23 protein-coding genes and 1 tRNA gene are annotated in these 25,642 nt (G+C 63.7%); 6 read left to right on the top strand and 18 right to left on the bottom strand.

All coding sequences use genetic code 11. The features are described 5' to 3' along the window. The first annotated feature begins 55 nt into the window (after positions 1-55). On the top strand, positions 56-1,678 hold the full coding sequence (gene abc-f, locus AC5I5I_RS02580) for a ribosomal protection-like ABC-F family protein (protein ID WP_495969550.1): 1,623 nt from the start codon (positions 56-58) through the stop codon (positions 1,676-1,678). A 25-nt stretch (positions 1,679-1,703) separates the two neighbouring features. On the opposite strand, the gene gyrB is transcribed toward abc-f, so the two are convergent. From gyrB to AC5I5I_RS02540, 8 genes are all read right to left on the bottom strand, one after another. Continuing rightward, the gene (gene gyrB, locus AC5I5I_RS02575; RefSeq protein ID WP_495969549.1) at positions 1,704-4,136 is read right to left on the bottom strand and encodes a DNA topoisomerase (ATP-hydrolyzing) subunit B; all 2,433 of its coding nucleotides are present in this window, start codon (positions 4,134-4,136) and stop codon (positions 1,704-1,706) included. A gap of 160 nt (positions 4,137-4,296) precedes the next feature. Then, the gene (locus AC5I5I_RS02570) at positions 4,297-4,542 is read right to left on the bottom strand and encodes a hypothetical protein (RefSeq protein WP_495969548.1); all 246 of its coding nucleotides are present in this window, start codon (positions 4,540-4,542) and stop codon (positions 4,297-4,299) included. 116 nt (positions 4,543-4,658) lie between these two features. Further along, the gene (recF, locus tag AC5I5I_RS02565) at positions 4,659-5,807 is read right to left on the bottom strand and encodes a DNA replication/repair protein RecF (RefSeq protein ID WP_495969547.1); all 1,149 of its coding nucleotides are present in this window, start codon (positions 5,805-5,807) and stop codon (positions 4,659-4,661) included. A 131-nt stretch (positions 5,808-5,938) separates the two neighbouring features. Beyond that, a complete protein-coding gene (gene dnaN, locus AC5I5I_RS02560; RefSeq protein ID WP_495969546.1) occupies positions 5,939-7,063 on the bottom strand; it encodes a DNA polymerase III subunit beta in 1,125 nt (374 codons plus the stop codon). Positions 7,064-7,182: 119 nt separating this feature from the next. Continuing rightward, positions 7,183-8,625, bottom strand: coding sequence for a chromosomal replication initiator protein DnaA (dnaA, locus tag AC5I5I_RS02555; protein ID WP_495969545.1), 1,443 nt, complete (start codon positions 8,623-8,625; stop codon positions 7,183-7,185). A 1,140-nt stretch (positions 8,626-9,765) separates the two neighbouring features. Beyond that, entirely contained in the window at positions 9,766-10,032 is a 267-nt protein-coding gene (gene rpsT, locus AC5I5I_RS02550; protein WP_495969544.1) for a 30S ribosomal protein S20, read from the bottom strand. Between the two features lie 159 nt (positions 10,033-10,191). Beyond that, positions 10,192-11,088: a dihydrodipicolinate synthase family protein gene (locus tag AC5I5I_RS02545; protein ID WP_495969543.1), complete on the bottom strand. Its 897-nt coding sequence runs from the start codon at positions 11,086-11,088 to the stop codon at positions 10,192-10,194. Between the two features lie 75 nt (positions 11,089-11,163). Then, positions 11,164-13,446, bottom strand: a complete 2,283-nt coding sequence (locus AC5I5I_RS02540; RefSeq protein WP_495969542.1) for an NADP-dependent malic enzyme — start codon at positions 13,444-13,446, stop codon at positions 11,164-11,166. Positions 13,447-13,638: 192 nt separating this feature from the next. Between AC5I5I_RS02540 and AC5I5I_RS02535 the strand changes: the two genes are divergently transcribed. Next, entirely contained in the window at positions 13,639-13,956 is a 318-nt protein-coding gene (locus AC5I5I_RS02535; protein WP_495969541.1) for a hypothetical protein, read from the top strand. 28 nt (positions 13,957-13,984) lie between these two features. Here AC5I5I_RS02535 and AC5I5I_RS02530 read toward each other — a convergent pair whose 3' ends face one another. Beyond that, positions 13,985-14,482, bottom strand: a complete 498-nt coding sequence (locus AC5I5I_RS02530) for a GlcG/HbpS family heme-binding protein (protein ID WP_495969540.1) — start codon at positions 14,480-14,482, stop codon at positions 13,985-13,987. A 211-nt stretch (positions 14,483-14,693) separates the two neighbouring features. Between AC5I5I_RS02530 and msrA the strand changes: the two genes are divergently transcribed. The 3 genes from msrA (at position 14,694) to AC5I5I_RS02515 (ending at position 16,767) form a co-directional block, all read left to right on the top strand. Further along, positions 14,694-15,350 carry a peptide-methionine (S)-S-oxide reductase MsrA gene (msrA, locus tag AC5I5I_RS02525; protein ID WP_495969539.1) on the top strand — a complete coding sequence of 219 codons (657 nt, stop codon included), beginning with the start codon at positions 14,694-14,696 and terminating at the stop codon, positions 15,348-15,350. A gap of 129 nt (positions 15,351-15,479) precedes the next feature. Next, on the top strand, positions 15,480-16,040 hold the full coding sequence (locus AC5I5I_RS02520; protein WP_495969538.1) for a TIGR00645 family protein: 561 nt from the start codon (positions 15,480-15,482) through the stop codon (positions 16,038-16,040). A 73-nt stretch (positions 16,041-16,113) separates the two neighbouring features. Continuing rightward, positions 16,114-16,767: a polysaccharide biosynthesis/export family protein gene (locus tag AC5I5I_RS02515; RefSeq protein WP_495969537.1), complete on the top strand. Its 654-nt coding sequence runs from the start codon at positions 16,114-16,116 to the stop codon at positions 16,765-16,767. Between the two features lie 105 nt (positions 16,768-16,872). On the opposite strand, the gene AC5I5I_RS02510 is transcribed toward AC5I5I_RS02515, so the two are convergent. The 6 genes from AC5I5I_RS02510 to AC5I5I_RS02485 all read right to left on the bottom strand — a co-directional run bounded on the left by AC5I5I_RS02510 (position 16,873) and on the right by AC5I5I_RS02485 (position 22,748). After that, the gene (locus tag AC5I5I_RS02510) at positions 16,873-17,313 is read right to left on the bottom strand and encodes a hypothetical protein (RefSeq protein ID WP_495969536.1); all 441 of its coding nucleotides are present in this window, start codon (positions 17,311-17,313) and stop codon (positions 16,873-16,875) included. A gap of 162 nt (positions 17,314-17,475) precedes the next feature. Further along, a complete protein-coding gene (locus AC5I5I_RS02505; protein WP_495969535.1) occupies positions 17,476-18,144 on the bottom strand; it encodes a dienelactone hydrolase family protein in 669 nt (222 codons plus the stop codon). Positions 18,145-18,193: 49 nt separating this feature from the next. Then, entirely contained in the window at positions 18,194-19,240 is a 1,047-nt protein-coding gene (locus AC5I5I_RS02500) for an LLM class flavin-dependent oxidoreductase (protein ID WP_495969534.1), read from the bottom strand. A 90-nt stretch (positions 19,241-19,330) separates the two neighbouring features. After that, positions 19,331-20,320 carry a hypothetical protein gene (locus AC5I5I_RS02495; protein WP_495969533.1) on the bottom strand — a complete coding sequence of 330 codons (990 nt, stop codon included), beginning with the start codon at positions 20,318-20,320 and terminating at the stop codon, positions 19,331-19,333. A gap of 289 nt (positions 20,321-20,609) precedes the next feature. Beyond that, on the bottom strand, positions 20,610-21,797 hold the full coding sequence (locus AC5I5I_RS02490; protein WP_495969532.1) for a L,D-transpeptidase: 1,188 nt from the start codon (positions 21,795-21,797) through the stop codon (positions 20,610-20,612). Between the two features lie 114 nt (positions 21,798-21,911). Continuing rightward, positions 21,912-22,748 (bottom strand): nitroreductase family protein, encoded by an 837-nt coding sequence (locus AC5I5I_RS02485; protein ID WP_495969531.1) that lies wholly within the window; start codon positions 22,746-22,748, stop codon positions 21,912-21,914. Positions 22,749-22,813: 65 nt separating this feature from the next. On the opposite strand from AC5I5I_RS02485, the gene AC5I5I_RS02480 reads away from it, so the two are divergent. Continuing rightward, positions 22,814-23,779, top strand: a complete 966-nt coding sequence (locus AC5I5I_RS02480; RefSeq protein WP_495969530.1) for a S1C family serine protease — start codon at positions 22,814-22,816, stop codon at positions 23,777-23,779. Positions 23,780-23,819: 40 nt separating this feature from the next. Here AC5I5I_RS02480 and AC5I5I_RS02475 read toward each other — a convergent pair whose 3' ends face one another. The 3 genes from AC5I5I_RS02475 to AC5I5I_RS02465 form a co-directional block, all read right to left on the bottom strand. Next, on the bottom strand, positions 23,820-24,653 hold the full coding sequence (locus AC5I5I_RS02475; RefSeq protein ID WP_495969529.1) for a DUF3108 domain-containing protein: 834 nt from the start codon (positions 24,651-24,653) through the stop codon (positions 23,820-23,822). A gap of 139 nt (positions 24,654-24,792) precedes the next feature. Further along, entirely contained in the window at positions 24,793-25,164 is a 372-nt protein-coding gene (locus AC5I5I_RS02470) for a DUF427 domain-containing protein (RefSeq protein WP_495969528.1), read from the bottom strand. 153 nt (positions 25,165-25,317) lie between these two features. Continuing rightward, a tRNA-Arg gene (locus AC5I5I_RS02465) sits at positions 25,318-25,394 on the bottom strand. Positions 25,395-25,642 lie beyond the last annotated feature (248 nt).

The following is a 25,642-nucleotide window of genomic DNA, read 5'->3' as shown; positions in this document are numbered from 1 at the left end:
CTGTCACGGACATGCGCTAAGCGGGCCGCTTCCTTTTTCCGGCCCGCACTCTCCCATGATCCGCATCGACAATATCTCCAAGCAGAACGGCCATCAGATCCTGTTCATCGAGGCTTCGGCCGCGTTGCACAAGGGCGAGAAGATCGGCCTCGTCGGCCCGAACGGCGCCGGCAAGACCACGCTGTTCCGCATGATCGCCGGCACCGAGCAGCCCGACGAGGGCCAGGTCTCGGTCGATCGCGGGCTGACCATCGGCTATTTCAGCCAGGATGTGGGCGAGATGAGCGGCCACAGCGCGGTGGCCGAAGTAATGGAAGGGGCGGGTCCGGTCAGCGCGGTCGCGGCCGAGTTGAAAGAGCTCGAGAGCGCCATGACCGATCCGGATCGCGCCGACGAGATGGACGAGATTCTCGAACGCTATGGCGAGGTGCAGGCGCGGTTCGAGGAACTCGACGGCTATGCGCTCGACGCGCGCGCGCGCGAGGTGCTTGCGGGCTTAGGGTTCAGCCAGGAGATGATGGACGGCGATGTCGGCAATCTCTCCGGCGGCTGGAAGATGCGGGTGGCGCTGGCGCGCATTCTCTTGATGCGGCCGGACGGCATGCTGCTCGACGAGCCGTCGAACCATCTCGATCTCGAAAGCCTGATCTGGCTGGAGAGCTTCCTGAAAGGCTATGACGGCGCGCTGCTGATGACCTCGCACGATCGCGAGTTCATGAACCGCGTCGTCAACAAGGTGATCGAAATCGATGGCGGCGGGCTGACCAGCTATTCCGGCGATTACGAATTCTACGCACAGCAGCGCGCCATGAACGAAAAGCAGCAGCAGGCGCAGTTCGAACGCCAGCAGGCGATGCTGGCGAAAGAGATCAAGTTCATCGAGCGATTCAAGGCGCGCGCCTCGCATGCCGCGCAGGTGCAGAGCCGGGTCAAGAAGCTGGACAAGATCGAGCGGGTCGAGCCGCCCAAGCGCCGGCAGGTGATCGCCTTCGACTTCATGCCGCCGCCGCGCTCGGGCGACGATGTCGCCAGCCTGAAGAGCGTGCATAAATCCTACGGCAGCAAGCGCATCTACGAGGGCCTCGATTTCCATATTGCCCGCACCGAACGCTGGTGCGTGCTCGGCATCAACGGTGCCGGCAAATCGACCCTGCTGAAGCTGGTGACCGGCTCGACCGAGCCGGACGACGGCAGCGTCACGGTCGGCGGCAGCGTCAAGATGGGATATTTTGCGCAGCACGCCATGGATCTGATCGACGGCGAGCGCACGGTGTTCGAGGAACTGGATTATTCATTTCCGCAGGCCGGGCAGGGACAGTTGCGCACGCTTGCGGGCTGCTTCGGCTTTTCCGGCGACGATGTGGAGAAGCGCTGCCGCGTTCTCTCCGGCGGCGAGAAGGCGCGTCTGGTGATGGCGAAGATGCTGTTCGATCCGCCGAATTTCCTGGTGCTCGACGAGCCGACCAACCATCTCGACATCGCCACCAAGGAGATGCTGATTGCTGCGCTGTCGCGCTATGAGGGGACGATGCTGTTTGTCTCCCATGATCGGCATTTTCTTGCGGCGCTGTCGAACCGCGTGCTGGAGCTGACGCCGGAGGGCGTGCACACCTATGGCGGCGGCTACACGGAATATGTCGCGCGCACCGGCCAGGAGGCGCCGGGCCTGCGGAGTTGATGCGAAGCGTAGTTTGTCGACGAGCCTACGCGTCGACGCTTGCCTGCAGCGCGTTCTCCTGGATGAAGTCGCGCCGCGGCTCGACCAGTTCGCCCATCAGCTTGCTGAAGATGTCGTCGGCGTCATCGCCTTCCTTCACCTTCACCTGCAGCAGCGAGCGCACGTTGATGTCGAGGGTGGTTTCCCACAGCTGCTCGGGGTTCATCTCGCCGAGACCCTTATAGCGCTGCAGCGTCACGCCCTTGCGGCCGGCGGCGGTGACGGCGTCGAACAGCCCGACCGGGCCGTGGATCGAGATGGTTTCGTCCTTGCGCCGGAGCGTGCCGGGCTTGGCATAGAGCTCCTGCAGCGACGGCGCATATTCGTCGAGCTTGCGGGCGTCGGCCGACGCAATCAGCGCCTGGTCGATCATGGCGTATTCCTTCACGCCGCGGACGATACGCTCGAAATGGAAGCCGGCGTCGTCGAAGCGGCCGGTCCAGCCGCGTTCGGTTTCCTCGGCGAGCGCGTCGAGGCGCCTGGCAATATAGGCCGCGGCGTCGTTGGCTGCGGCCGGATCGCTGGTGACGCTCGGCGTCAGCACGCCGGCGATGGCGGCCTGCTCGATGACCTTGCGATTGTAGCGGCTGTGCAGGCCATTCAGCAGGTTGCGAACGACGCGCGCTTCTTCGATCACCCGCTTCAGGTCCGCGCCTGCACGCTCCGCGCCGTTCGCAGCCCGGATCACCATCTCATCGAGACCGGTGCCGATCAGATAATCCTCGAGCGCGCGTTCGTCCTTGAGATATTGCTCGGACTTGCCACGGTTCACTTTGTAGAGCGGCGGCTGCGCGATGTAGAGATGGCCGCGCTCGATCAGTTCCGGCATTTGCCGGTAGAAGAATGTCAGCAGCAGCGTGCGGATATGGGAGCCGTCCACGTCCGCGTCGGTCATGATGATGATCTTGTGATAGCGCAGCTTGTCCGGGTTGAATTCCTCACGCCCGATGCCGGTGCCGAGCGCCGTGATCAGCGTGCCGATTTCCTGGCTCGACAGCATCTTGTCGAAGCGCGCGCGCTCGACATTCAGGATCTTGCCGCGCAGCGGCAGCACCGCCTGGAATTCGCGGTTGCGGCCCTGTTTGGCGGAGCCACCGGCGCTGTCACCCTCGACGATGAACAATTCGGACTTGGCCGGATCGCGCTCCTGACAATCGGCGAGCTTGCCGGGCAGGGATGAGACATCCAGCGCGCCCTTGCGGCGGGTCAATTCACGCGCCTTGCGCGCGGCTTCGCGTGCCGCGGCGGCTTCGACCACCTTGCCGACGATCGCCTTGGCTTCATTTGGATGAAGTTCGAACCAGTCCTGCAAAGCCTGGTTGACGATCCCTTCGACCACCGGACGCACTTCGGAGGAGACCAGCTTGTCCTTGGTCTGCGAGGAAAATTTCGGATCGGCCACCTTGACCGACAACACCGCCGTCAAGCCTTCGCGGCAATCGTCGCCGCTGAGATCGACCTTTTCCTTGCGCGATGAGCCCATTCTCTCGGCGTGCTGCGTCACCTGGCGCGTGAGCGCGCCGCGGAAGCCGGCGAGATGGGTGCCGCCGTCGCGCTGCGGAATGTTATTGGTGAAGCACAGCACGTTCTCGTGGTAGCTGTCGTTCCACCACAGCGCGCATTCGACGCCGACGCCGTCGCGTTCGATCCTGATGTTGATCGGGGCGGGGATCAGCGCGGTCTTGTTGCGATCGAGATACTTCACGAACGCTTCGACGCCGCCCTCGTAGCGCATCTCTTCGCGCTTCTCGACGGCATGGCGCATGTCGGACAGGATGATGGTCACGCCGGAATTCAGGAAGGCGAGCTCGCGCAGCCGGTGTTCCAGCGTCGGAAAATCGAACTCGGTCATGGTGAAGGTTTCGGGCGACGGCAGGAACGTCACTTCCGTACCCTTGCGTCCCTCGACCTTGCCGACGACCTGAAGCGGCGCCTTCGCGACGCCGTGGCCGAACTCGATCGCGTATTCGGTGCCGTCGCGCCAGATCGTCAGCTTCAGCCAAGTCGACAGCGCGTTGACCACCGACACGCCAACGCCATGCAGCCCGCCGGAGACCTTGTAGGAATTCTGGTCGAACTTTCCGCCGGCATGAAGCTGCGTCATGATCACTTCAGCCGCGGACACGCCCTCGCCCTTGTGAATGTCGACCGGAATGCCGCGGCCGTTGTCGCGCACCGTGCAGGAGCCGTCCGGATTCAGCGTCACCGTCACTTCGGTCGCGTGACCGGCCAGCGCTTCGTCGATCGCGTTGTCGACGACCTCGTAGACCATGTGGTGCAGGCCCGAGCCGTCATCGGTATCGCCGATATACATGCCGGGACGCTTGCGCACGGCATCGAGGCCCTTGAGGACCTTGATCGATTCCGCGCCGTAATCGGCGGATGCATCGGATATGTTCTGGCGGGCGGGCTCAGCCATCAGGCAGCCTTCGAATCAGTTGCAAAACAAGGGGTTGGAACGTGTTCTTCGTGACACGAAAAACGGGACCCGTACAGCCCTATTTCTGTATGGCTAAGTAATTGTAATTCAAAGAAATTCAAGCCGCTTTGAGGGCGAAAAAATGGCCCTGTGCCACGCCCTATTTCGAGGGTTCCTCGGCGGCTTCTTTTGCCGGTTCCGAGGCGGCATGGCCGGCGATCCGCCCGGTCTTGACTGGCTGGCCGAGCTCGAATTTCGGGTCCGGCTCATAGTCGGGAATCGGCTGGGAAAACGTGAACAGGGCGGTCGCCCAGATCTCGACGCGCGTGATGTTCGAGCGCAAACCGGCGATGGCTTTGTGCAGGCGTTCGTTGACGTCGTCACGGCCTGTTTTTCCGTCTGTCATGACCGCCCGTCCCAGTCCTGTGTGCCGCCTTCCATCGGTTCGAGGGGACAAAGCCTGATGTCAGCGGACGGTTCCTGTGCAAGACGATGGCGAATACCGCGTCTCCGCCGGGAACCTCAGGCGCGGCTGACGATGCGGCCGGGTGCGATATCGACCATCTGCGCATCCGCCCCGATATCGGCAAACGCCTGCGGATCGGCGCCTGTCATCCAGACCTGGGCGCCGAGCTCGCCAAGCGCCTCGAACAAGGCCCGGCGGCGGCCGGGATCGAGATGCGCCACGACTTCATCGAGCAGGAGCAGGGGCGCATGTCCGGTCATGCCGGCGAGCAGCGCGCCATGCGCGAGCACGAGGCGGATCAGGATCGCCTTCTGCTCGCCGGTCGACGCATCGGCGGCTGCGATGCCCTTCGGGCCATAGATCACATGCAGGTCGGTGAGATGAGGACCGTCGAGCGTGCGGCCGGCGGCGGCGTCGCGGGGGCGCCCTTCACGCAGGATCGCACGATAGCGCTGCTCGACTTCGGACGCGGGCTGAGACAGCGCCGCCTCCTCCATCCAGCCCTTCAGGGCGATTTCGGCAAACGGGAAGCTGGCCGCGGCGCCCTGGCTCGCCGACAAGGCGGTCTGCAGGCGCCGGACCGTCTCCGCGCGCAAGGCCGCCACCGCGACGGCCAGTTCCGCCGTTTCGTGCTCGATGGCGTCGAGCCAGTGCGCATCGGCTTTTGCGTCTTCGAGCAGGCGGTTGCGCGAACGCAGCGCCCGCTCCAGCGCCGAGACGCGGCTGGAATGCGAGGCATCGACCGCGAGCACCAGCCGGTCGAGAAAGCGCCGCCGCTCGGAGGCGGGGCCGGCGAACAGGCCGTCCATCGCCGGCGTGAGCCAGATGATCCGCAGGTGCTCGGCAAAGTCCGCGGCGGAGCCCGCCGGTTCGCGGTCGATCCGATAGAGCCGGGTCGAAGGCTGTTCGTCGCCGTGCGGCGCCTCGATACCGGTGCCGAGGGTCGCGAGCCCGACCGCACCTTCGATTTCCGCCGATACGGCCCAGGATCCATCGCCCTCGCTGAACGCGACTTCGTCGAGGGTGGCACGGCGCAGGCCACGGCCCGGCGCGAGGAAGGAGATGGCTTCGAGAATATTGGTCTTGCCGGCTCCGTTGGGGCCGACCAGCACCACCGGGCGTTCGCCCACGATGAGGCTCGCGGCGCGATAGCTGCGGAAATTGGTGAGGCTCAGGCGGAGGATGCGGGCAGGGGTCGCAGGCATAGGCGGGATATCAGTATCCGCTCGTCCCCGCGAAAGCGGGGATCCAGATCGTAGCCCGCATGAGCGCAGCGAAATGCGGGGTGCATGTCCCGGATATCGCTTCGCTCATCCGGGCTACGGACCGAAACTGACTACACCCGCATCGGCATCAGCACGTAAAGCGTCTTGCCGCCGTCCTTGTCCTGAATCAGGGTCGGCGAGCCCGGATCGGAGAGCTTCAGCATCGCGACTTCGCCTTCGATCTGCGACGCGATGTCGAGCAGGTAGCGTGAGTTGAAGCCGATATCGAGCGGATCGGAATCGTACTCGACTTCCAGTTCCTCGGTCGCGCTGCCGGAATCCGGATTGTTGACCGACAAGGTCAGCTTGCCGCCGGCCAAGGCCAGCTTCACCGCGCGCCCGCGCTCGCTCGAGACTGTCGAGACGCGATCGACCGCATGCTCGAACTCGTTCTTGTCGACCTGCAGGATCTTGGAATTGCCAAGCGGGATCACCGGGCCGTAATCCGGGAAGGTGCCGTCGATCAGCTTCGAGGTCAGCACCACGTCGCCGATGGTGAACCTGATCTTTGCCGTCGACATTTCGATCAGGATTTCCGCTTCCGTGTCCTCGATCAGGCGCTGGACCTCGCCCACCGTCTTGCGCGGCACGATCACGCCGGGCATTCCGTTGGCGCCGGACGGCAACGGAATTTCGAACTGCGCCAGACGGTGACCGTCGGTCGCGACCGCTCGCAGCATTTCAGCCTTGCTGGCGGCGTTCGTCGCCGGATGTAGGAAAATCCCGTTCAGATAATAGCGGGTCTCTTCGGTCGAGATCGCGAACTGGGTCTTGTCGATCATCTTCTTCAGGTCGGCTGCCGGCATCCTGAAGCTGTGCGTCATGTCGCCGGCATTCAGATCCGGAAAATCGCTCTCGGGCAGAGTCTGCAGCGTGAAGCGCGAGCGGCCGGCGCGGATCGTCAGCACACCGCGTTCGCCGGAGGCTTCGAGCACGATCTGCGAGCCATCCGGCAATTTGCGCACGATGTCGAACAGCATATGCGCAGGAACCGTGGTTGCGCCGCCGGGCGAGACCTCGGCCGCGATCGTCTCGTTGACCTCAAGATCGAGGTCGGTCGCCTTGAGGACCAGCTTGCCGCGTTCTGCGCGCAGCAGAATATTGGCCAGGATCGGAATGGTGTTCCGGCGCTCGACCACGCGATGCACGTGGCCGAGCGACTTGAGCAATTGCGCACGCTCGACGGTGACCTTCATCTCGCAAAACCCTGAGGCGCCGGGAACGGCGGCACTGTGACGATGCCCGGCCGCCGGCGGGTGCCGGACGACCGGGGGACGCGAAACTGCCGTGTTGGAACGGTTTCGGCAAGCCCCATCTATTCTTGCTGCAATTGCCGCTTCAGGGTGTCCACCTCGTCGGCCAAGGCGGCGTCATTCCCGATCAGGTTCTCGATCTTGCGCACCGCATGCAGGACGGTGGTGTGGTCGCGGCCGCCGAACCGTCGCCCGATTTCCGGCAACGACCGCAGCGTCATGGTTTTCGCAAGATACATCGCGACCTGGCGGGGACGCACCACATTGGCGGTCCGGCGCGAGGACAACAGATCGGAACGGCTGACATTGTATTGCCGCGCCACCACCCGCTGAATGTCCTCGATCTTGACGCGCTTGGGTTCCTGCGGACGGATCAGGTCCCGGACCTCGCGCTCAGCCACTTCCATGGTCATCGGCTGGCCGGTCAGCTTGCTGAGCGCAAGCAGGCGATTGAGCGCGCCTTCGAGATCGCGTCCGTTATGGGTGACGGATTTCGCGATGTAGGACACCACTGTATCCGGAACCTCAAAGCCCTGATGGTGCGCGCGTGCGGCCAGAATCCGGTTCTTCAGGATTTCGAAGCGCAGTTCCTCGCCAAGCGGGCCCATTTCGACCACCAGGCCGCCGGCCAGGCGCGAGCGCACCCGATCGTCGAGCGTTTCGAGTTCGGATGGCGGGCGATCCGCGGCGATGATGACCTGACGGCCGGCATCGATCAGCGCGTTGAGCGTGTGGCAGAACTCGGCCTGCATGCTCTTGCCGGTGAGGAATTGCAGATCGTCGATGACCAGCACGTCGATGCCGCGCAAGGCTTCCTTATACGCAATGGCGGTCTGGCTCTTCAGCGCCGAGACGAAGCCGTACATGAACTTTTCGGCCGTCAGATAAAGGATCTTGCGATCGCCGCTCGCATTGCCGGCCCAGGTGATGGCCTGCAGCAGATGGGTCTTTCCGAGGCCCACGCCCGCATGAATGTAGAGCGGGTTGAACATCACGAGATCGCCACGCCGCGCCGCGGCGACCTGCTTGGCGGCCGCATGCGTGAGAGTGTTGGAGCGTCCGACCACGAAAGTATCGAAGGTCAGCCGCGGATCGAGCGGCGAGCCGCCAGACGCTTCATGCGCTGCCGATACCGGGAGTGCGGCGGCGCTTGCGAAGCGCGGCTCGACGTCGTTCGCCTTTTCGATCTTGTGCTCGCGCACCGGCTCCGGCTGTTCGTCCGCGCGCGGCTTCGTCGCCGGCACTTTGATGGCCGCAGTTCGCACCGTCAGTTCGATGCGCTGAACGCAATGTTCTTCGGCTTGCCAGCAACGCAGCACGCGATCGCTGTAATGCGATTGAATCCAGCTCTTCAGAAACCGCGTCGGCACCGACAAGCGTGCGGTGTCCTTCTCGACGGCTTCCAGATCCATGCGAGCAAACCAGCTCGAGAAAATATCTTCGCCAACTTCAGCCTTGAGCCGTCCCTTGACCCGGGACCAACGCTCTTGTTCCAGACTCGTCATTTCGGTCGCCTCTTCCCGAATGTCGAAAAACGATGGGTGAAATGCCGGGGCGGAAACGCCCCACTTGGAACTCGGCTCATTTTCGAATGCAGCGCTTGAAGCGAAAGATGCTTCGGGACGGATCTCAGAACGATCCGGCTATCGTGCGCACTCGCAAATGAGCGTTGTTCCTAGCCATCGTTGGGAGGAGATGCCGCGCCCAGCGATCCGATTGCGGTCATTGCGGTCCGCACCCGGTTAGTCGCGCCCGGCAGAAGCCGGGCAAAGTCCTGTCCACAATCACTTTGCTGCGGTGATGAATGCCGCGCCTCGCGCCGCTTGTGCCGGCGGCCTTTGTTATTCGTCTGACCCGTCGTCATAACTCCCCCTACCATCCGCGCGCCTCCACGCGGTGGACCGATTTCTTAGTCAACGTTTGAGTTACGGGAGCTTCCCAGCGACGCGGATACAAATACGCAGCGTCGCGAAGTTCAGCAGTGAATTAGATCTTCTAGTCCGTCGAGTCCGCAGTCGCCCTTGCCAAGATCAAGATGATGAGAAATTCAGACACAGCTCACCCATCCTCATCTTACTGAGTTTCAAAACAGACCGATTATTGAAGGCCGCCGCTGCAGTGCGCGGCGGTGTTTTGAAGATACACGCGCGCCCCCAAACTGCAACGAGTTTGTCTCGGACACAGCGTCGCGAGATCGCGATTTCGCAGTAACGACGGCCCTTTTCATGCGTCTGTCACTGCAACGTCTTGAATCGCCGCATGCTTTTTCGGGTTCGCACCGCTTTTGCAGGGTGATTCAACCGTCGAACCGGCAGCGTCGCGATGGCAGTCGAATGCCGAATTGAAAGTCCCTGCTGCGCTATGGACCTAAATCTTTATTTTACCGGCGCTTTTCGTGCTCAGTTTTCAAACCAATGCACGCTCTGAAAAGTCGCGGCGGCGGATTTTGCGGTGCGCAGGCGCTGGATGTGTGACACGCGGGCGACACCTGTGATTCAAAACGATCCGCGGGCGCTCTGCAAGGGCCTGCAAACGACAAGACCCGGCTCGCGCCGGGTCTCTGTCGGTCCGAAAATGAAAAGACCCGGCACTGCCGGGTCTTTTAAACATAAAAGAAAGCGAGGGCCGACGAAGGCCGTTACGCTTTACGAGGCGAGCTTCGCAACGCGAACCGTCAGACGCGACACCTTCCGGCTTGCGGTCTTCTTGTGAACGATGCCCTTCTGGCTCGCACGCATGATCTGCGGCTCCGCCGCCTTCAGCGCCTCGAGCGCGGCGTTGCGGTCGCCGCCGGCGATCGCCTCTTCGACCTTGCGAATAAATCCGCGCATCATCGACCGGCGATGCTGGTTGATGGCGGTGCGGCGTGCGATCACGCGCGTCTTCTTCTTCGCCGATTTCGTATTGGCCATGGGGCCCTCTGTAACATGGGTCCGAGCGAATGCCTGGGCGCGACCGGACGGGTGATTTCGGAAAACTAAAAGGCGGCGGATAGCCGCCGCCTCGTTTGGCCGGGTTATAGTCGCGGGACCGGTTTTCGTCAACGAACGAAAACGGCCCGAAAACGGCTTTTAGGCCACTTTCCGGGCCCGGGCGGCCTCATATCCGGCGATAATCGCGTTCCGGTCGGCAGCGGAAGGCTCCGCCAGCGGCGGTTTCATGGCTGCCAGGGCCGGATCGCCATGGATATGGGCCAGCAGGGCCTTGATCCCGGAGACGAGCGGCTTGCCGTTGAACAGGTTCCGGATCGTCACCGCCTGTTCCGAGGCCGCGACGTCACCCGATGTCCAGGCCCGCTGACACAGATCGGCGTTGCAATTGGCCGTAGCGGAAATGCAGCCGGCGAAGACCCCGGACCGCGCCTCCAGCAGCGCCGCTTCAGTCGATGGAAACACGTCGAAGCCGGCCTCGATCTTCGCCGCCTCGCGGGCATAGGCCATGTCGCCGGACGAGTCCTTCAGGCCGACGATGCGGCCGGGATGGGCATCGAGCAGGCGCCGGATCAGGCCGACATGCCACGGCAGGCCGGATTGGGCGGGGAAGTGGTAGAGATAGAGCGGGATCGGGTTATCGGCGGTCGCGGCCACAATCGCGTCGATATAGGCGACGAGCCCGTCATCCGGCACGCCCTTGTAGTAAAACGGCGGCAGGACCAGCGCGCCGGCAAAGCCAAGCCCTGCGGCGTGCCGCGTCAGCGCAATCGCGTCGGAGACGGCCGCGGCGCCGGTGCCGACCATCAGCCGCTGCATCGGCAAGCCGTTGTCGCGATAGGCGCTCATCAGGCCCATGCGCTCCTCGCGCGAGAACGACGTCGCCTCGCCGGTGGTGCCGAGCACATTCAGTCCGTCGCAGCCATTGTCGAGCAGGAAACGCGCGAGCTTCAGTGCGCGCGCCTGGTCGGGCGTGCCGTTCTTGTCGATGGTGGTTGCGATCGCGGCGATCACGCCGCGCAGGGTTCTGGTGGTCATTCTTGTTTCCCGGCAAATACGAATAGGGAGTAGCGAACAGCGAAGAAGGCTTTCGACTGCTCGCGACGCGCTTCCTTACCCGCTGACGTTATAGGCCGCCAGCGCCGCCATGTTGACGAGGTTGGTGTCCTTGGCTCCGAGTTGCACGATCTGAACCGGCCGGTCGAGGCCGACCAGGATTGGCCCGATCACGGTCGAGCCGCCAAGCTCCTGCAACAGCTTGGTCGAGATCGAAGCGGAGTGAAACGCGGGCATCACCAGAACGTTGGCGGGGCCGGTCAGGCGGCAAAACGGATAGGCGGTCTGCAATTCCGGATTGATCGCGACGTCGGCGGCCATTTCGCCGTCATACTCGAAATCGACACGCCGCTGATCGAGCAGACGCACCGCTTCCTGCACATGCGCCGCGCGCTCGCCCGGAGGATGCCCGAAGGTGGAATAGGCGAGCAGCGCGAGGCGCGGCTCGTATCCCAACCGGCGCGCCACACCTGCAACCTCCACCGCGATGTCGGCGAGATCGCTCGCATTCGGCATTTCGGTGACGGCGGTATCGGCGACGATCACCGTGCGGCCGCGCGGCGCCAGCACCAGCGAAACGCCGATGACGCGGTGCCCCGGTTTCGGGTCGATGCAGCGGCGGATGTCTTCCAGCGCGACCGAGAAATTGCGGGTGACGCCGGTCACCATCGCGTCGGCGTCGCCAAGCGCGACCATGCAGGCGGCGAAATGATTGCGGTCGGTATTCACCAGCCGCTGGCAATCGCGGACCAGATAGCCTTTGCGCTGCAGGCGTTCGTAGAGATAGCTCGCGTAATCGGCATTGCGCCGCGACAGCGCGGCGTTGACGAGCTGGATATTGTTGCCGAGCTCGACGCCGAGATCAGCCGCCGCTTCGCGGATACGATCCTCGCGCCCCACCAGGAGGGCGGTGCCGAGTCCCTGATGCACGAAGCTGGCGGCGCCGCGGATCACCTGCTCCTCTTCGCCTTCGGCAAAGACAACGCGCTTCGGCGAGCGGCGAAGCCGGTCATAGACTCGCTGCAGCACGCCCGCGACCGGATCGCGCCGGGTCCGCAATTGCTGCCGGTAGGCGTCCATGTCGACGATCGGCTTGCGCGCGACGCCGGTATCCATCGCTGCCTTGGCGATGGCCGGCGGCACGAACGAGATCAGCCGCGGGTCGAACGGCACTGGAATGATGTAATCCGGCCCGAATCTGGGCCGCGCGCCATAGGCTGCGGCCACTTCGTCGGGCACGTCCTCGCGCGCGAGTTCCGCAAGTGCATGCGCGGCCGCAATCTTCATTTCCATATTGATGGTGGTGGCGCGGACGTCGAGTGCACCCCGGAAAATGTAGGGGAAGCCGAGCACGTTGTTGATCTGGTTCGGATAGTCGGATCGGCCCGTCGCCATGATGGCGTCGTCGCGCACTTCAGCCACTTCCTCGGCGGTGATCTCGGGATCGGGATTGGCCATGGCAAAGATGATCGGCTTGTCCGCCATCGACTTGACCATGTCCTTGGTCACTGCGCCCTTGGCCGACAGGCCGAAGAACACGTCGGCTCCGACCAGCGCCTCTGCCAGCGTGCGGGCCTTGGTCTGCGCCGCATGCGCCGATTTCCATTGGTTCATGCCGTCGGTGCGGCCCTGGTAGATCACGCCCTTGGTGTCGCACAGGATCAGGTTGTCGCGTGGGAAGCCGATTGCCTGCAGGAGTTCGAGGCAGGCAATACCGGCGGCGCCGGCGCCATTGCAGACGAGCTTGGTGGTGGCCACGTCGCGGCCGGTCAGGTGCAGGGCGTTGATCAGGCCCGCGGCGGCGATGATCGCCGTGCCGTGCTGGTCGTCATGGAAGACCGGGATGTCGAGCAATTCGCGCAGCTTTTGCTCGATGATGAAGCATTCCGGCGCCTTGATGTCTTCGAGATTGATGCCGCCCCAGCCCTTGCCGAGCAGCTTCACGCAATTGATGAATTCGTCCGGATCCTCGGTCGAGACCTCGAGATCGATCGAATCGACATCGGCAAAGCGCTTGAACAGCACTGCCTTGCCTTCCATGACGGGCTTGGCTGCCAGCGCGCCCCGATTGCCGAGGCCGAGAATCGCGGTTCCGTTGGTGATGACGGCGACGAAATTGCCCTTGGTGGTGTAGTCGTAGGCCCGGCTTTCGTCCTCGGCGATGGCCAGCACCGGGATCGCGACGCCCGGCGAATAGGCCAGCGACAGGTCGCGCTGGGTCGCCATCGGCTTGGTGGCAATGACTTCCAGCTTTCCGGGGCGGCCCTCGGAATGGAACAGAAGAGCTTCCTGATCGGTGAAATGAGGCCGTTTTGAACGGCCCGGAGGCGTGGCGGGCATTACAACTCCCTGGACTCAGAACAAATTTTTGGGCGGACCCCGCCTCGCCGGACGTTAGCGGAACCTGCCCACGATGCTCAAGGATGAACCGGATGCTTAATTGACGCGACCATAGCGGTTGAACCGAACGGCGCGGGGAGGTATCGACTGGGCCGTCCGCGCCGACCGTCTTCGGATGCCTGGGACCCCAAAATGATCCGTTCTCTGTTGCGATTGATCGGCGTGATCTTTCTCGCCGCCGGCTTTATTCTCCTGATGTACGACGGTGCGAAGTCGATCGCCGACAGCCGCATCTATATCTACAAGCTCGGGCAGCTCTGGACCGATGTCCACGCCGCGAGCCTGCAATCGGCTGAGGCCAACGTGCAGGCCAGCCTGCCGGCGGTGGTGTGGAATCCGGTGATTACGACCGTGCTCGACCAGCCGTCCTGGCTCATTTTCGGCGTGATCGGGGCCGTTCTCATCCTCCTGGGCCGCAAGCGCAAGCCCCTGATCGGCTACGCGCGCTGATCGCTCCTGCCCGAAACCGCGCCTGTCGCTAGCGGCTCGGATTGCCGATCGCGGCAAGCCCGGCTTTTGCGATCTGCGCATCCTGGGCGGAGAGAACGCCGGCGACCCCGATGGCGCCGATGATCTTGCCGTCCTCGATGATCGGGAAGCCGCCCTCGAACGGCGCGATATCCTGCACCGCCAAGAGCCGCGAGCCGGCGCCGCCGGCCGCAACGGCGTCCTCCAGCAGCTTGGTCGGCAGCCGGAATCCGAGGGCCGACTTCGCCTTGGCCTCGGCCACCCGGATCGAGACCAGCTGCGTATTGTCGAGCTTCTGCATCATGACGAGGTGCCCGCCGCTGTCGATGACCGCGATCGCCACCTGCCAGTTGTTGCGGACTGCCTCTGCCTCGGCTGCGGCAACGACCTTCTTCGCCGCTTCCAGCGGGATCGGCGCACCATAGGGCGGGGGCGTTCCGGTCTGGGCGGAGAGCGGGCTCGCGAGCAGGGACACGGCAAGCCCGAGCGCGACGGCGTTGAACCTCATGATTTGCCTCTCACACGACCTGATTCAGTCCGCCAGCATAGGGCGTCGGCGAAGCGAGGGGAAGATGACGTGACGTTGCGTCCCGACACGCCAGATCCCGATACGCCAGGTCCCGATACGTCAGGTCCCGGTGCAGGTCGTGATCCGGGAGGGGCCTGCGGAACGGCGCCGCCGCCCTTATATTGGGGAGCAGAATGAAGGAGACCCCCCGATGTTCACGTTCAAGAAGTCTCTGACCATCCCGAGCAAGGCCGAAGCGCTGCCCGGCCGCGCTACGCCCATCCCGACCGCCCGCACCCATTACGTCAACGGCAACCCGCTGAAGGGCCCCTATCCGGAGGGCGCGCAGATGGCGTTGTTCGGCTTCGGCTGTTTCTGGGGCGCCGAGCGAAAGTTCTGGGAGCTGGGCGACGGCATCTTCGTCACCGCGGTCGGCTATGCCGGCGGTCCCACCCCGAACCCGACCTACGAAGAGGTGTGTTCGGGACGCACCGGGCATAACGAGGTGGTGCTGGTGGTCTTCGACCCGAAGAAAATTTCCTACGAGAAGCTGCTGAAGACCTTCTGGGAAAATCACGACCCCACCCAGGGGATGCGTCAGGGCAACGATATCGGAACGCAATATCGATCCGGGATCTATGTCTTCGACGAGGCCCAGCGCAAAGCGGCTGAAGAGTCGAAGGCGATGTATGCCAAGGCGCTCGCAGACAAGCGCTACGGTGCGATCACGACCGAAATCGTCGACGCGCCGGAATTCTTCTTTGCCGAGGACTATCACCAGCAATATCTGGCGAAAAATCCGTCCGGCTATTGCGGGCTCGGCGGCACCGGTGTGAGCTGTCCGATCGGCACCGGCGTCGCGGCCTAGTTATCGCGGTCGTGCGAGCGTGAAGGGCGGCGGGTCAACCCGCCGCTCTTTGAATGCGCGGTTGGTTTTCCTGCCTTTGCACCGCCTCTGTAGCTGGTGCCCGGGTCACGTTGCTTGGGGACATTATCGATGCGCCGGCTTGAGCAGTTCTTCGAGGCGATGCTGTTTCGCAGCCGCTGGCTGCTGGCCCCGTTCTATATCGGCCTCGTGATCGGGCTGGTCGTATTGCTGGTGCATTTCCTGCGCGAATTGGCCCACTTCGCGTTGAAGGCCGGCACCCTGACCGAGGCGGAGGTGATCCTCGGTGTTCTGGCTCTGATCGATATCGTGCTGGTGGCGAATCTGATCCTGATCGTTGTTTTCTCGGGCTACGAAAATTTCGTCTCAAAATTCGACGTCGAACATCACGACCTGCCGCAATGGATGGCCAAGGTCGATTTCGGCGGCCTGAAGATGAAGCTGCTGTCGTCGATCGTCGCGATCTCGGCAATCCAGTTGCTGAAGGCGTTCATGAATGTCGGCACCTATGACGACAAGAAATTGGCCTGGATGGCCGGCATCCACGTCGTGTTCCTCGGCTCGATGCTGATCGCGGCGATCTCGGACCGGATCGCCGTCAAATCCATCCCGCTGGAAGACGGCGCCTATGCCAAGCGCAAGAGCCCAGCCCCGGAGGCTGATAGCCACTAACCCGGGCTTGGTGAGGCTTTGTTAACCATACAGGGGGTTAATTGGGCTGGAATTTACTGCCCGGATCCTCCTTATGCGGCCCAAGGCCACGCTTCGCCTGCCCGTATTGCTTGTCGCGCTGGCGCTACCCGCCTGCGTGCACAATCAGGTTGCGGTTGCCCCGGTCGCAGTCGAGGGCGAGCCGGCGGTGGTGCAGGTCCAGGCGCCCGCACCGGTCCTGGTGGCGGCGGGTGGGCCCTATGCTCCGGCCGGACTGACCGGCTATGACGCCCCGTATCAGCTCGATGCCGGTGACCGGCTACGGGTGCAGGTGTTCGGCCAGGAAGGCCTGACGAATTCCTACATCGTCGACGCGTCCGGAAATATCTCGATGACCCTGATCGGGTCGGTACCGGTGCGTGGATTGACCACCAGCCAGGTCGCCGCTGCGATCTCGAGCCGGCTGCGCTCGGGCTATATCCGCAATCCGCATGTCTCGGTCGAGGTCGAGGTCTATCGCCCGTTCTTCATCCTCGGCGAGGTCAATGCGCCCGGGCAATATCCGTACGTTCCCAACATGACCGTGGAGGCCGCCGTCGCCATCGCCGGCGGATTCGCACCGCGCGCGAGCAAGAGTGACATCCTGGTCGCGCGCAATTTCAACGGCGAAGTGATGCGCACCCGCGTGCCCGCGGATTTCCCGATGCGGCCCGGCGACACCATCACCGTGCGCGAGCGCTGGTTCTGATCTGACAGTCTCGAACGCGTCGCCGGGTCGAGCGTTTCGCAAAAATCCTGGACGGGTGGTCCCGCATGTCGCGACCGCGACATGCGGGCTGCTCACCGCTCGATATTACGGCTGCTTCTCCATGGTCCAGCATGCGACAGCCTTGCTGGTCATGTTGGTGTGCCGGTAGCAAACGTCCATGGTCTTCGGATCGCGCAGCGTGAAGTCGTATTCGCCGTCATTGTCGAGCATGATGCCGCTGCGGAATTCCGGCGGACGCAGCGTGCCGATGACCGTTTCGCTGACCTTGGCCGACAACTCGCCGGAGAAGCGGGTGCCCTGCTGCTGCTTGACGACATAGGTAAATTCCATCGGGCCACCGAAATTGGGCCCGGGGGTCTCGGCAACACGATAGGGGTTGGCGCCGATGATGACCGCCTCGGCTTTGCCCTTCCAGGTGCCGACGAGGTTCGGTGGCGTCTGGGCGGAGACGGACGAGGCAGCAAACATGGTCGCCGAAACGCAAACGCAAGACTGAATCAGGCGGAGAAAGGTGTTCGACGGCATCGCGCAATCCTTTGATCGAACGGGATGGAACCGTGAACGGGATAACAGATCGCATCCGAATCGCAATCGGCTGCGTCGGGCATGTTCAATTTTTTGATAAGCGAATGGCGCGCCACATCCGGCGCGCCATATGCATGTCCGGTGGCGCGATCTCGCGCGACGCTATTTCATATGCTTGTCAAGAAAAGCGGTGGTCCGCTGCCATGCGAGCTTCGCACTGTCGTCATGGAAGCTTGCGCGTTCATCGCAATAGAAGCCGTGCCCGGCCGGATAAACGTAGATCTCGCAATCGGGCCGCTTCTGCTTGACGATCTCGACATCCGCCATCGGGATGCTGGCGTCGGTCTCGCCGAAATGCATCTGCACCGGGCATTTCGGCTTCTCGTCGGCGTATTTCACGATCTGTCCGCCGTAATAGGCGACTGCTGCCTTGATGCCGTCGAGCCGCGTCGCGGCCAGGAATGCCGCGCTGCCGCCGAGGCAGAAGCCGATCACTCCCACCGGTCCGACCGACTTCACCTCGTCGATGCCGGCCTGGATATCGAGCAGAAACTTCGACCAGTCGACCTTGGCGATGTGGGTCCGCGCATGCGCGACCTCGTCGGGCGTATAGCCCGACTGGAAATCGCGCACGAAGCGATCGAACACCGCGGGTGCCACCGCGACATAACCTTCCGCGGCGAGACGGTCGCAGACATTGCGGATGTGGCTGTTGACGCCGAAGATTTCCTGCACGACCACCATCGCACCCTTCGGCTTGCCCGCAGGATCGGCACGGTAGGCGCCGAGTGTATGTTGATCGGTGGTGGTGAGCGAAACATGCTTGCCCAAGTCTGATCTCCCCAAAGGTCTAATCTTCCAAAGTCTCTCGTGCGATCACTCAACCAGCCGTGGCCGGCTGCGGTTGCGGCTTAGCACGCGATGCCAGGAGAGAAAACGCCTCCGCCAGCAACGAATAGGATCGTTTGCGGGCCTGGTAGTCGAAGACCATGGTCGTGATCATGATCTCGTCTGCCTGCGTTGCTGCGGCGAGGGCATCGAGCCGCGCCTTCACCATCGCCGGTGTGCCGACCGCGAGCCGTTCGCGATTTTGCGCGATGCGTTCGCGGTCGATCGGCGAATAATCGTAAGCCAGCGCCACTTCCGGACTTTCCAGCGGAGCGTAGGTGCCCTTGGCGCGGCGCACGAAATTCAGGTCGATGGTGGATGCAAGCCGCTCGGCTTCCTCCGCTGTCTCGGCAACGACTGCTGCGGTGGCAAGGATTGCCAGCGGCTCTTTCAGAAATTGCGACGGCTTGAACCTGTCGCGATAGAGCCGCATCGCATCGGCTGCATCGTGTCCGGCAAAATGATGCGCGAAGGAAAAGCCGGCGCCGATCTGGGCTGCAAGCTGCGCGCTGTAGTCACTTGACCCGAGCAGGAAGATCGGCGGCAGCGCGACATCGTTCGGCATCGCCTGCACGTTGCTGAACGGGTGATCTTTCGGGTAGCCCTTGTTTTCCAGCAGCAGCAATTCCTGGAAGCGGTCGAGAAAGTCGTCTTCGTCGCGAATGTCCTGCCGCCGTCGCAATGCGATCGAGGTGACGTGGTCGGTTCCGGGCGCGCGGCCGAGGCCGAGGTCGATCCGGCCGGGAAACAGCGCTTCCAGCACCTTGAAGCGCTCCGCAACGGCGAGCGGCGCATGGTTCGGCAGCATCACGCCGCCCGAGCCGACGCGCATGTTGCGCGTTGCCGCGGCAATCTGGCCGATCATGATGTCGGGGGCGGAACTCGCGATATTTGCAAGATTGTGATGCTCCGCGAGCCAATAGCGCCGATAGCCGAGGGTGTCGGCGTGGCGCGCGAGATCGATGGAGTCGCGCAACGACTGCGCGGCGGAGCCGCCTGCGGGGACGGGAGAGAGATCGAGTATCGAGAGTGGGATCATGCGGCGGACCGTACCTGGCTGATCAGCCGATGTAAGCCGGATCAGCCGAAACGCCAGTTATGCCCGCTATGCCTATCCGCTTGGCGCCGGTCAGCGCGGCGGCTGCTGCAGCGTGAACATATTGAAGAAATTCGGCGCGGCCGGTTGGGCGGGCGGAGCGGCGCGCCGGACCGGCCGTCTCACGACTTTCTTCGGGGCTGCGGCCTTTTTTTTCGGAGCGGCCTTGGCTCGTTTCAGCCCCGGCGCAGCTTTCGGGACCGGAACGGTCTCGATCGACTGCCAGGTCGAACCGACTGAATCGTCCGGCTCCGGCCGGCTTGCGAGCTTGGTCTCCGGCTCCTTGCCTGGCCGCACATCGGCTTCGTCGTCGGCTTTCGCGCCCTGTTCGGCAATCGAGCCGGTGGTGGCCGGCGCCTCCGAGGGGGGCGCGGCGGCGGTTATGGCCGGTGCGGCGGACACGACCGGAGCCCGCAATTCAGGCGGAAGTTCCAAGATCGGCGGATACTGGACCGCGACGCGGATATCCGGCTCGGGCGCGGGTTTCGGCACTTCGGTCACGGCAATGGCTGCGGCCGGCGCTGGCGGTCCGGATTCCGGCTTTGCTGCCTCCGGCGGTGCGGACTGCGGTGTTGCGGTCTCCGCCGGTGCGGCTTGTGGCGCTACGACTTGTGGCGTTACGGCCTGCGGCAACGCGGAGCTCAATGGCGCGGCTGTCGGCGATGACGTCGCCGCTCTCTCGACCGGTGTTTTTGCCGCATCGATGGCTGAGGTCCGAACCGGCGCCGGTTCCGGTTCCGATGGCTTCTCCGCTACGGGGAAGTCATGCGTCACGTCGCGAACCGGGTTGCGCAGGGCTTTCGCCGTGACCGCGAAATCAAGCGCCAGGGGTTCCGGCTGTCGTGTCGGTGCAGGCCAGCTCAAAGCGATCCGGTTGACCGGTGTCGCGTCAAGGGCGGCGATCGAGTCGGTGCTCTTCTTGGGTTCGCTGATCAGCCGCGATGACGCGTAGAAGCCGACGCCCACCGTCAGTACGAAGGTCGATATCACGGCAGCGATGACGATCCGAAGATCGGGAAGCATTTGCGAATCCGGCAGCCATAAACCGATGGTTCGCCCGAACCGGGCGCAGCACGCACGACACCAGAGCTAAGAAGGCTGGCGCAACAGCGCCGCATCATGGTCGTGATAGCTGTAAAGGCCGACGGACCGCCGACCTCATCGACGAATCCTTTCTGATTCGTGCGGGGCCGTCATGCAAATATTGGGACAAAAGAATGTCGGGGACGGTCGGTATAAAAGCTTGAGAACTCGCGGGAACATTGGATCCCGCGAATTCCCCGATCGGCTTATCGGCGCGACGAAGCGCGGCTCAGCGAGCCGCAGTGCTGCCCGGTGCGCGCGGACCCTTGCCGTCGCCGCGCACCACGACCTTGGTGCCGACCTTGACCCGCGAATAGAGGTCCATGACGTCCTCATTCAGCATGCGAATGCAGCCCGAGGATACGAACTGGCCGATCGTCGACGGCTGGTTGGTGCCATGCACGCGGTAGATCGTCTTGCCGAGATAGAGCGCGCGTGCCCCCATCGGATTGCTTTCGCCGCCGGCCATGAAACGCGGCAGGTAGGGCTGGCGTTCGATCATTTCCGAGGGCGGATGCCAGTCAGGCCATTCCGCCATGCGGGTGACCTTCTCGGTTCCGGCCCAGGTGAAGCCATCGCGTCCAACTCCGATTCCGTAGCGGATCGCAGTGCCATCGCCGTTCACGTAATAGAGGAAGGTGCTGGGCGTATCGATGATGATCGTGCCGGCCGGTTCCTTGGTCTGATAGTCGACGACCTGTCGCCGGAATTGCGGCGGCAGTTCCTTCGGCTTGCCGACTTCCGGCTGGTCCTCCGGCGGCAATGCCGCGATCACCGCCGGCGGAATCGATCCGGTGGTGCCAGGATAGCCGGAGCGGCCCGATTCAATTCCCATCGGCGGACGGGGCGCGCCGTAGCGCGGGTCGTTCGGACCCGAAGACGGTCCGGCTGCCGGCGGCGCGTAGGTTCCTTGCGGAGCACCGTAAACGGCCGGCGGCTGTTGTGCGCCATAGGCTACAGGCGGCTGCGCGCCATAGGCTGCCGGAGGCTGGGCACCATAAGCGACCGGGGGTTGAGCGCCGTAACCGGCCGGTGGCGGGGAGTAGGCGGCCGGCGCTTCGCGATAAGCCGGTCCATATCCCGGAGCAGGGCTCGCATAATTTCGATCCGGCGGCGGCGGCAAAGTTCCGGCCGGCGCCGACACGCGCGGATGCAAATCGTAGGGATAGGCGCCGCGCTCACGATCGTTGGCCGGGGGCAGCTGCTGGCTGCTGATCGAGGGATCGTAGGGACGCTGCGTCGCTATTCCCGGGGGCGGCAGGCGTCCATCATCATCGTCGTCGTCGTCGAGCGTGATCACGCCGTTCCGCTCGCCGCCGCGATACCCACCGGGCGGATAGGAATATTGCGCCCATACCGGCTCTGCGATAGCGACGCCAAGTGTCGCGAGCGATGACAATAAAACCAGACGCCGCATGCCGCTTAAGTCCCCCGTCCGTCTCGAACTGTCGTTAGCCTATGCTAGATAGATTAGGCAGCATGAAGGCGTGGTAAAGGCCGCCATGAAGCAACGAATTTGTGATCCGTTCGTTTATTCGGTCGAGAAGCCGCGGTTCCTGACATAGGCGCCGAAATCCTGGCGCTGCGGCTGCGCATAATGGCGGGCTTTCTCCTCCGACCACCCGTATTCCGGCGCCTGACCCCAGATCCCGCTGTCGCGTTGCTCGCGATAGGGCGCTGCCTTTTCCCTGCGCCGGTCATAGGCCCCGACCTCGGTCGCGAAGTCATGGTCGCCGAACCGGTCGCGGTGGACGGTCATGGTCAGCGGCAGCCGCGGCGACATCCGTCCCTGGTCCGAGGGCCAGCCGAGGCAAAGTCCGGCAAACGGGATCACCCGTTCCGGCAGGGCGAGCAGTTCGCTGATCCGCGCCGCGTGGTCGCGGATGACGCTGATCGGGCAGGTACCGAGACCCATCGCTTCCGCCGCGGTGACGGCCGTCGCCAATGCGATCGCGGCGTCGCTGGCGGCATTGAAGACAAGGTCGAAGTGATTGTTCGGAAACGGTTTCCCGCGCAGTTCCGCGATTGCCGGAAGACGGCGCCCGTTGGCCAGGAAGACCAGGAAGGCCGGGGCGGTGCCGACCCACGGCATGTCCGGGATCAGGGCCGCGATGTCGCGCCGGATGTCCGGGTCTTCGACCACCACGATGTCGCGCTGCTGGAGGTCGCTTTTCGAGGGCGCGGACAGCGCGCAGGCACAAATCAGGCGAACCATCGCCTCATCCAAAGGTTGTGCGGAATAACGCCGCAGGACGCGATGTTTGACGATTGGTTCGACGCGATCGAGGCCGGGCCAGGATGGATCGACCGGCACCTTCTCACCGAAACGGTCCTGCAGCAGAGATTCGATCTGTTCGGCAAGGGTCACTGGCATCTCCGGGGGTGGCCTGCTCTTACGGACCGCCAACGTAGGCGCAAAAGGGAAAATGGCGAATGCCATCGATAAGCGACTGGAAAATTGCCGCGGCCGTGCAGCCCAGACCCGACGATTATGCTTACGACCTCGATCGCGCCCTGCAATCGGTGGTCGGCCTGCGCGCGACCATGCCTCCGGATGCATTCACGGCGGACACCTTGGGCACAGAGCGGGCCGGACACGGTGTGCTGATCCGCGACAGTGGACTGATCCTCACCATTGGCTATCTGATTACGGAGGCAGAGCAGATCTGGCTGCATCTCGCCGACGGCCGCGCCGTTCCGGGGACGGTCATTGGCTTCGACGCCGTGAGCGGATTTGGGCTGGTCCAGGCGCTGGGGCGTGTTGATCTGCCGGCTCTGCCGCTAGGAGACTCAGCCACCGTCGCGCTTGGCGACCGGGTGGTCCTTGGTGGTGCCGGCGGCCGCAAGCGGTCGGTCGCGGCGCGGGTGGTCGGCAAGCAGGAATTCGCCGGCTATTGGGAATACGTGCTGGACGAGGCGATTTTCACCGCGCCGTCGCACCCGAATTGGGGCGGGACGGCGCTGATCGGCGAAACCGGACAGCTGCTGGGCATCGGATCGCTACAGCTCGAGGGCAGCACGGGCAGCGACATCAACATGGTCGTCCCGATCAATCTGCTGAAGCCGGTGCTCGACGACATGCTCACCTACGGCGCAAGAAACGAACCGCCACGTCCGTGGCTTGGAATGTATGTTGCCGATTCCGACGAGAAACTGGTGGTGATGGGACTGGCCGGCCGCGGTCCCGCGCAGCGTGCGAAGGTCGAGACGGGCGACATCGTGCTTGCGGTCGGCGGGACGAAGGTGGCGAGCCTCGCCGATCTGTTCCGGAGAATCTGGGCGATCGGAGCTGCGGGAGTCGACGTGCCGCTGACGCTCTCGCGCGAGCAACGCACTGTCGACATCATCGTCAAGTCGGCAGACCGCAGCAGGTTTCTGAAGACGCCGCGCATGCATTGACGGTGGCGGCTGCGTTTGCGCCGCGCGGGCAATTGGACGGCTATTTGCCGGATGCGGCGTAGGCCGTCGTTTCGAACTGATCGGCCTGAAGCACCATGTTGCCGATCAGGCTCGCGACCGAAAAGCGGATCGGGGCGAGAATGCGCGTGCCGGTGACGGGAACGAGCCACACCTCGATGTCGCGGCCTTCCGACAGGAACTTGATCAATTGGCTCGATGATCGATGACCGGACATCGGCGTGAACTTGATGGCGCAGACCAGCGCGGCCTTCTGCCGGCCGCCCTCGCCCTTGATCATGTCGGTTCGCTTGAATGACAGCGCGAGATCGTAGCGGCGGCGCCCGTCGAACATCGACAGCGTTCGCTCGCATGCCTGGCGCGAAAGCGCGTCGGCTGGGCCCGGCTCGGTACCCGGAATCAGAAAAGCCGACAATGGGTCGATGACGCCGATCTTGTGCGACGGCGCTATCGGGACCCGATCGGACTCGAGCGGCGGCTCCTCGACCTTGAGGTCGCGCACCCTCGCGCCATCGAAGGTGATCTGCACATTGACCTTCTCGTCCTCGCGCACGACGTCGGAGACGAAGCTGACAGATTCCGGTTGCCCGTCCTTGATCCGTCCCCTGGCCATGACGGTGCCTTCGCCCTTGACAAGGAGACTGAGGAAGCCGCTGACCCCGCCCTTGGCCGAGGTGGTATAGTCGGAAGGGGCGAGCTGGGCGCGCCAGGTCAGTTTCCCGATCGCGATCCCGGCCATGGTTAGCGTGTAGCGCGCGTCAAACTGCGCCTGCGCAGATGCAGGACCGGCAATGCCGGTCGCAATCGCCAAGGCTGCGACCGGCGCAAGGATTGCGGTTGCGAATGTCGGCGCCATCAATGTCGCCGCCCGCAGCGGCAATCCCTCGTCACTCGTTCAGCTCCGGGAACTATAGGGGACCGCTGCGCCGATTGCTTCCGGAACTTGCCGGGCACGTCGGCCGCCGGCCGGCACGGTTAACGGCCGCGCTCCCGGCTCATTCGGCGGCCGGGATCAGCTCGATCGCGTCCACCCGGCTGGAATAGAAGGCCAAATGGCCGGCTATGTCACGCACCGCGTCGAATGGCGCTTCGTAGGTCCAGATCGCGTTGGCGGACATGCGGCCATCGACCGCGATCGAATAATAGGCTGCGTCACCCTTGTAGGGACAATGCGTTGTGTGATCGGTGCGCGACAGCGCGCTCATGTCGACATCCGCACGGGGAATGTAGTGAACGACCGGGTAGGCGGCTTCCCGGAGCGCCAGCGCACGGCGCGAATCCGCAATCACCCGGCCGCCATGTGTAATGCGTATCCGATGGCCGGCCGGCTCGATGGTGATGGGGTGGTTGGCGTCGGGGAGCTTCATTTCAGCCTGCCTCTCGCGTTGCGGTGGGCCGGAGATAGGGGCGGCGGCGCTCGTCCAGAATAGCGGGTCCAGCGATTGTCGCAGGTTCCCGAAATCGACGCCGGCCAGGCCCCGCCATTGCAGGTGCGGACCGGAGAGAGCTGACATTTTCAGTGGCGCACCCGACACGATTCGAACGTGTGACCTTTGCCTTCGGAGGGCAACGCTCTATCCAGCTGAGCTACGGGTGCTTCGGGGGCCTACATAGCCTAAGCCACGCCCGCGCGGCAATGCCTCGCTTTTTGGCACGGAAAAGCGCGCAAATCGCGTGCCGTATCGCCGTTTTGGCGGCTTTGCCCAGCGGGTCGCGCAGCCGCGGATACGCGAGTTTACGTTCCGTAAACCATACGCGGTTATCCATTCATTAAGCATAACTGCACCGGCAGGCCGGGAAGCCGCTGCTCATCGACGGTGGGTCGCGGCGTGCCCTTGGGCTCGA

This window comes from Pseudorhodoplanes sp. (assembly GCF_059499825.1).
Note: the sequence above shows the minus strand (reverse complement) of the source record. Positions and strands in the feature narration are given on the sequence as shown.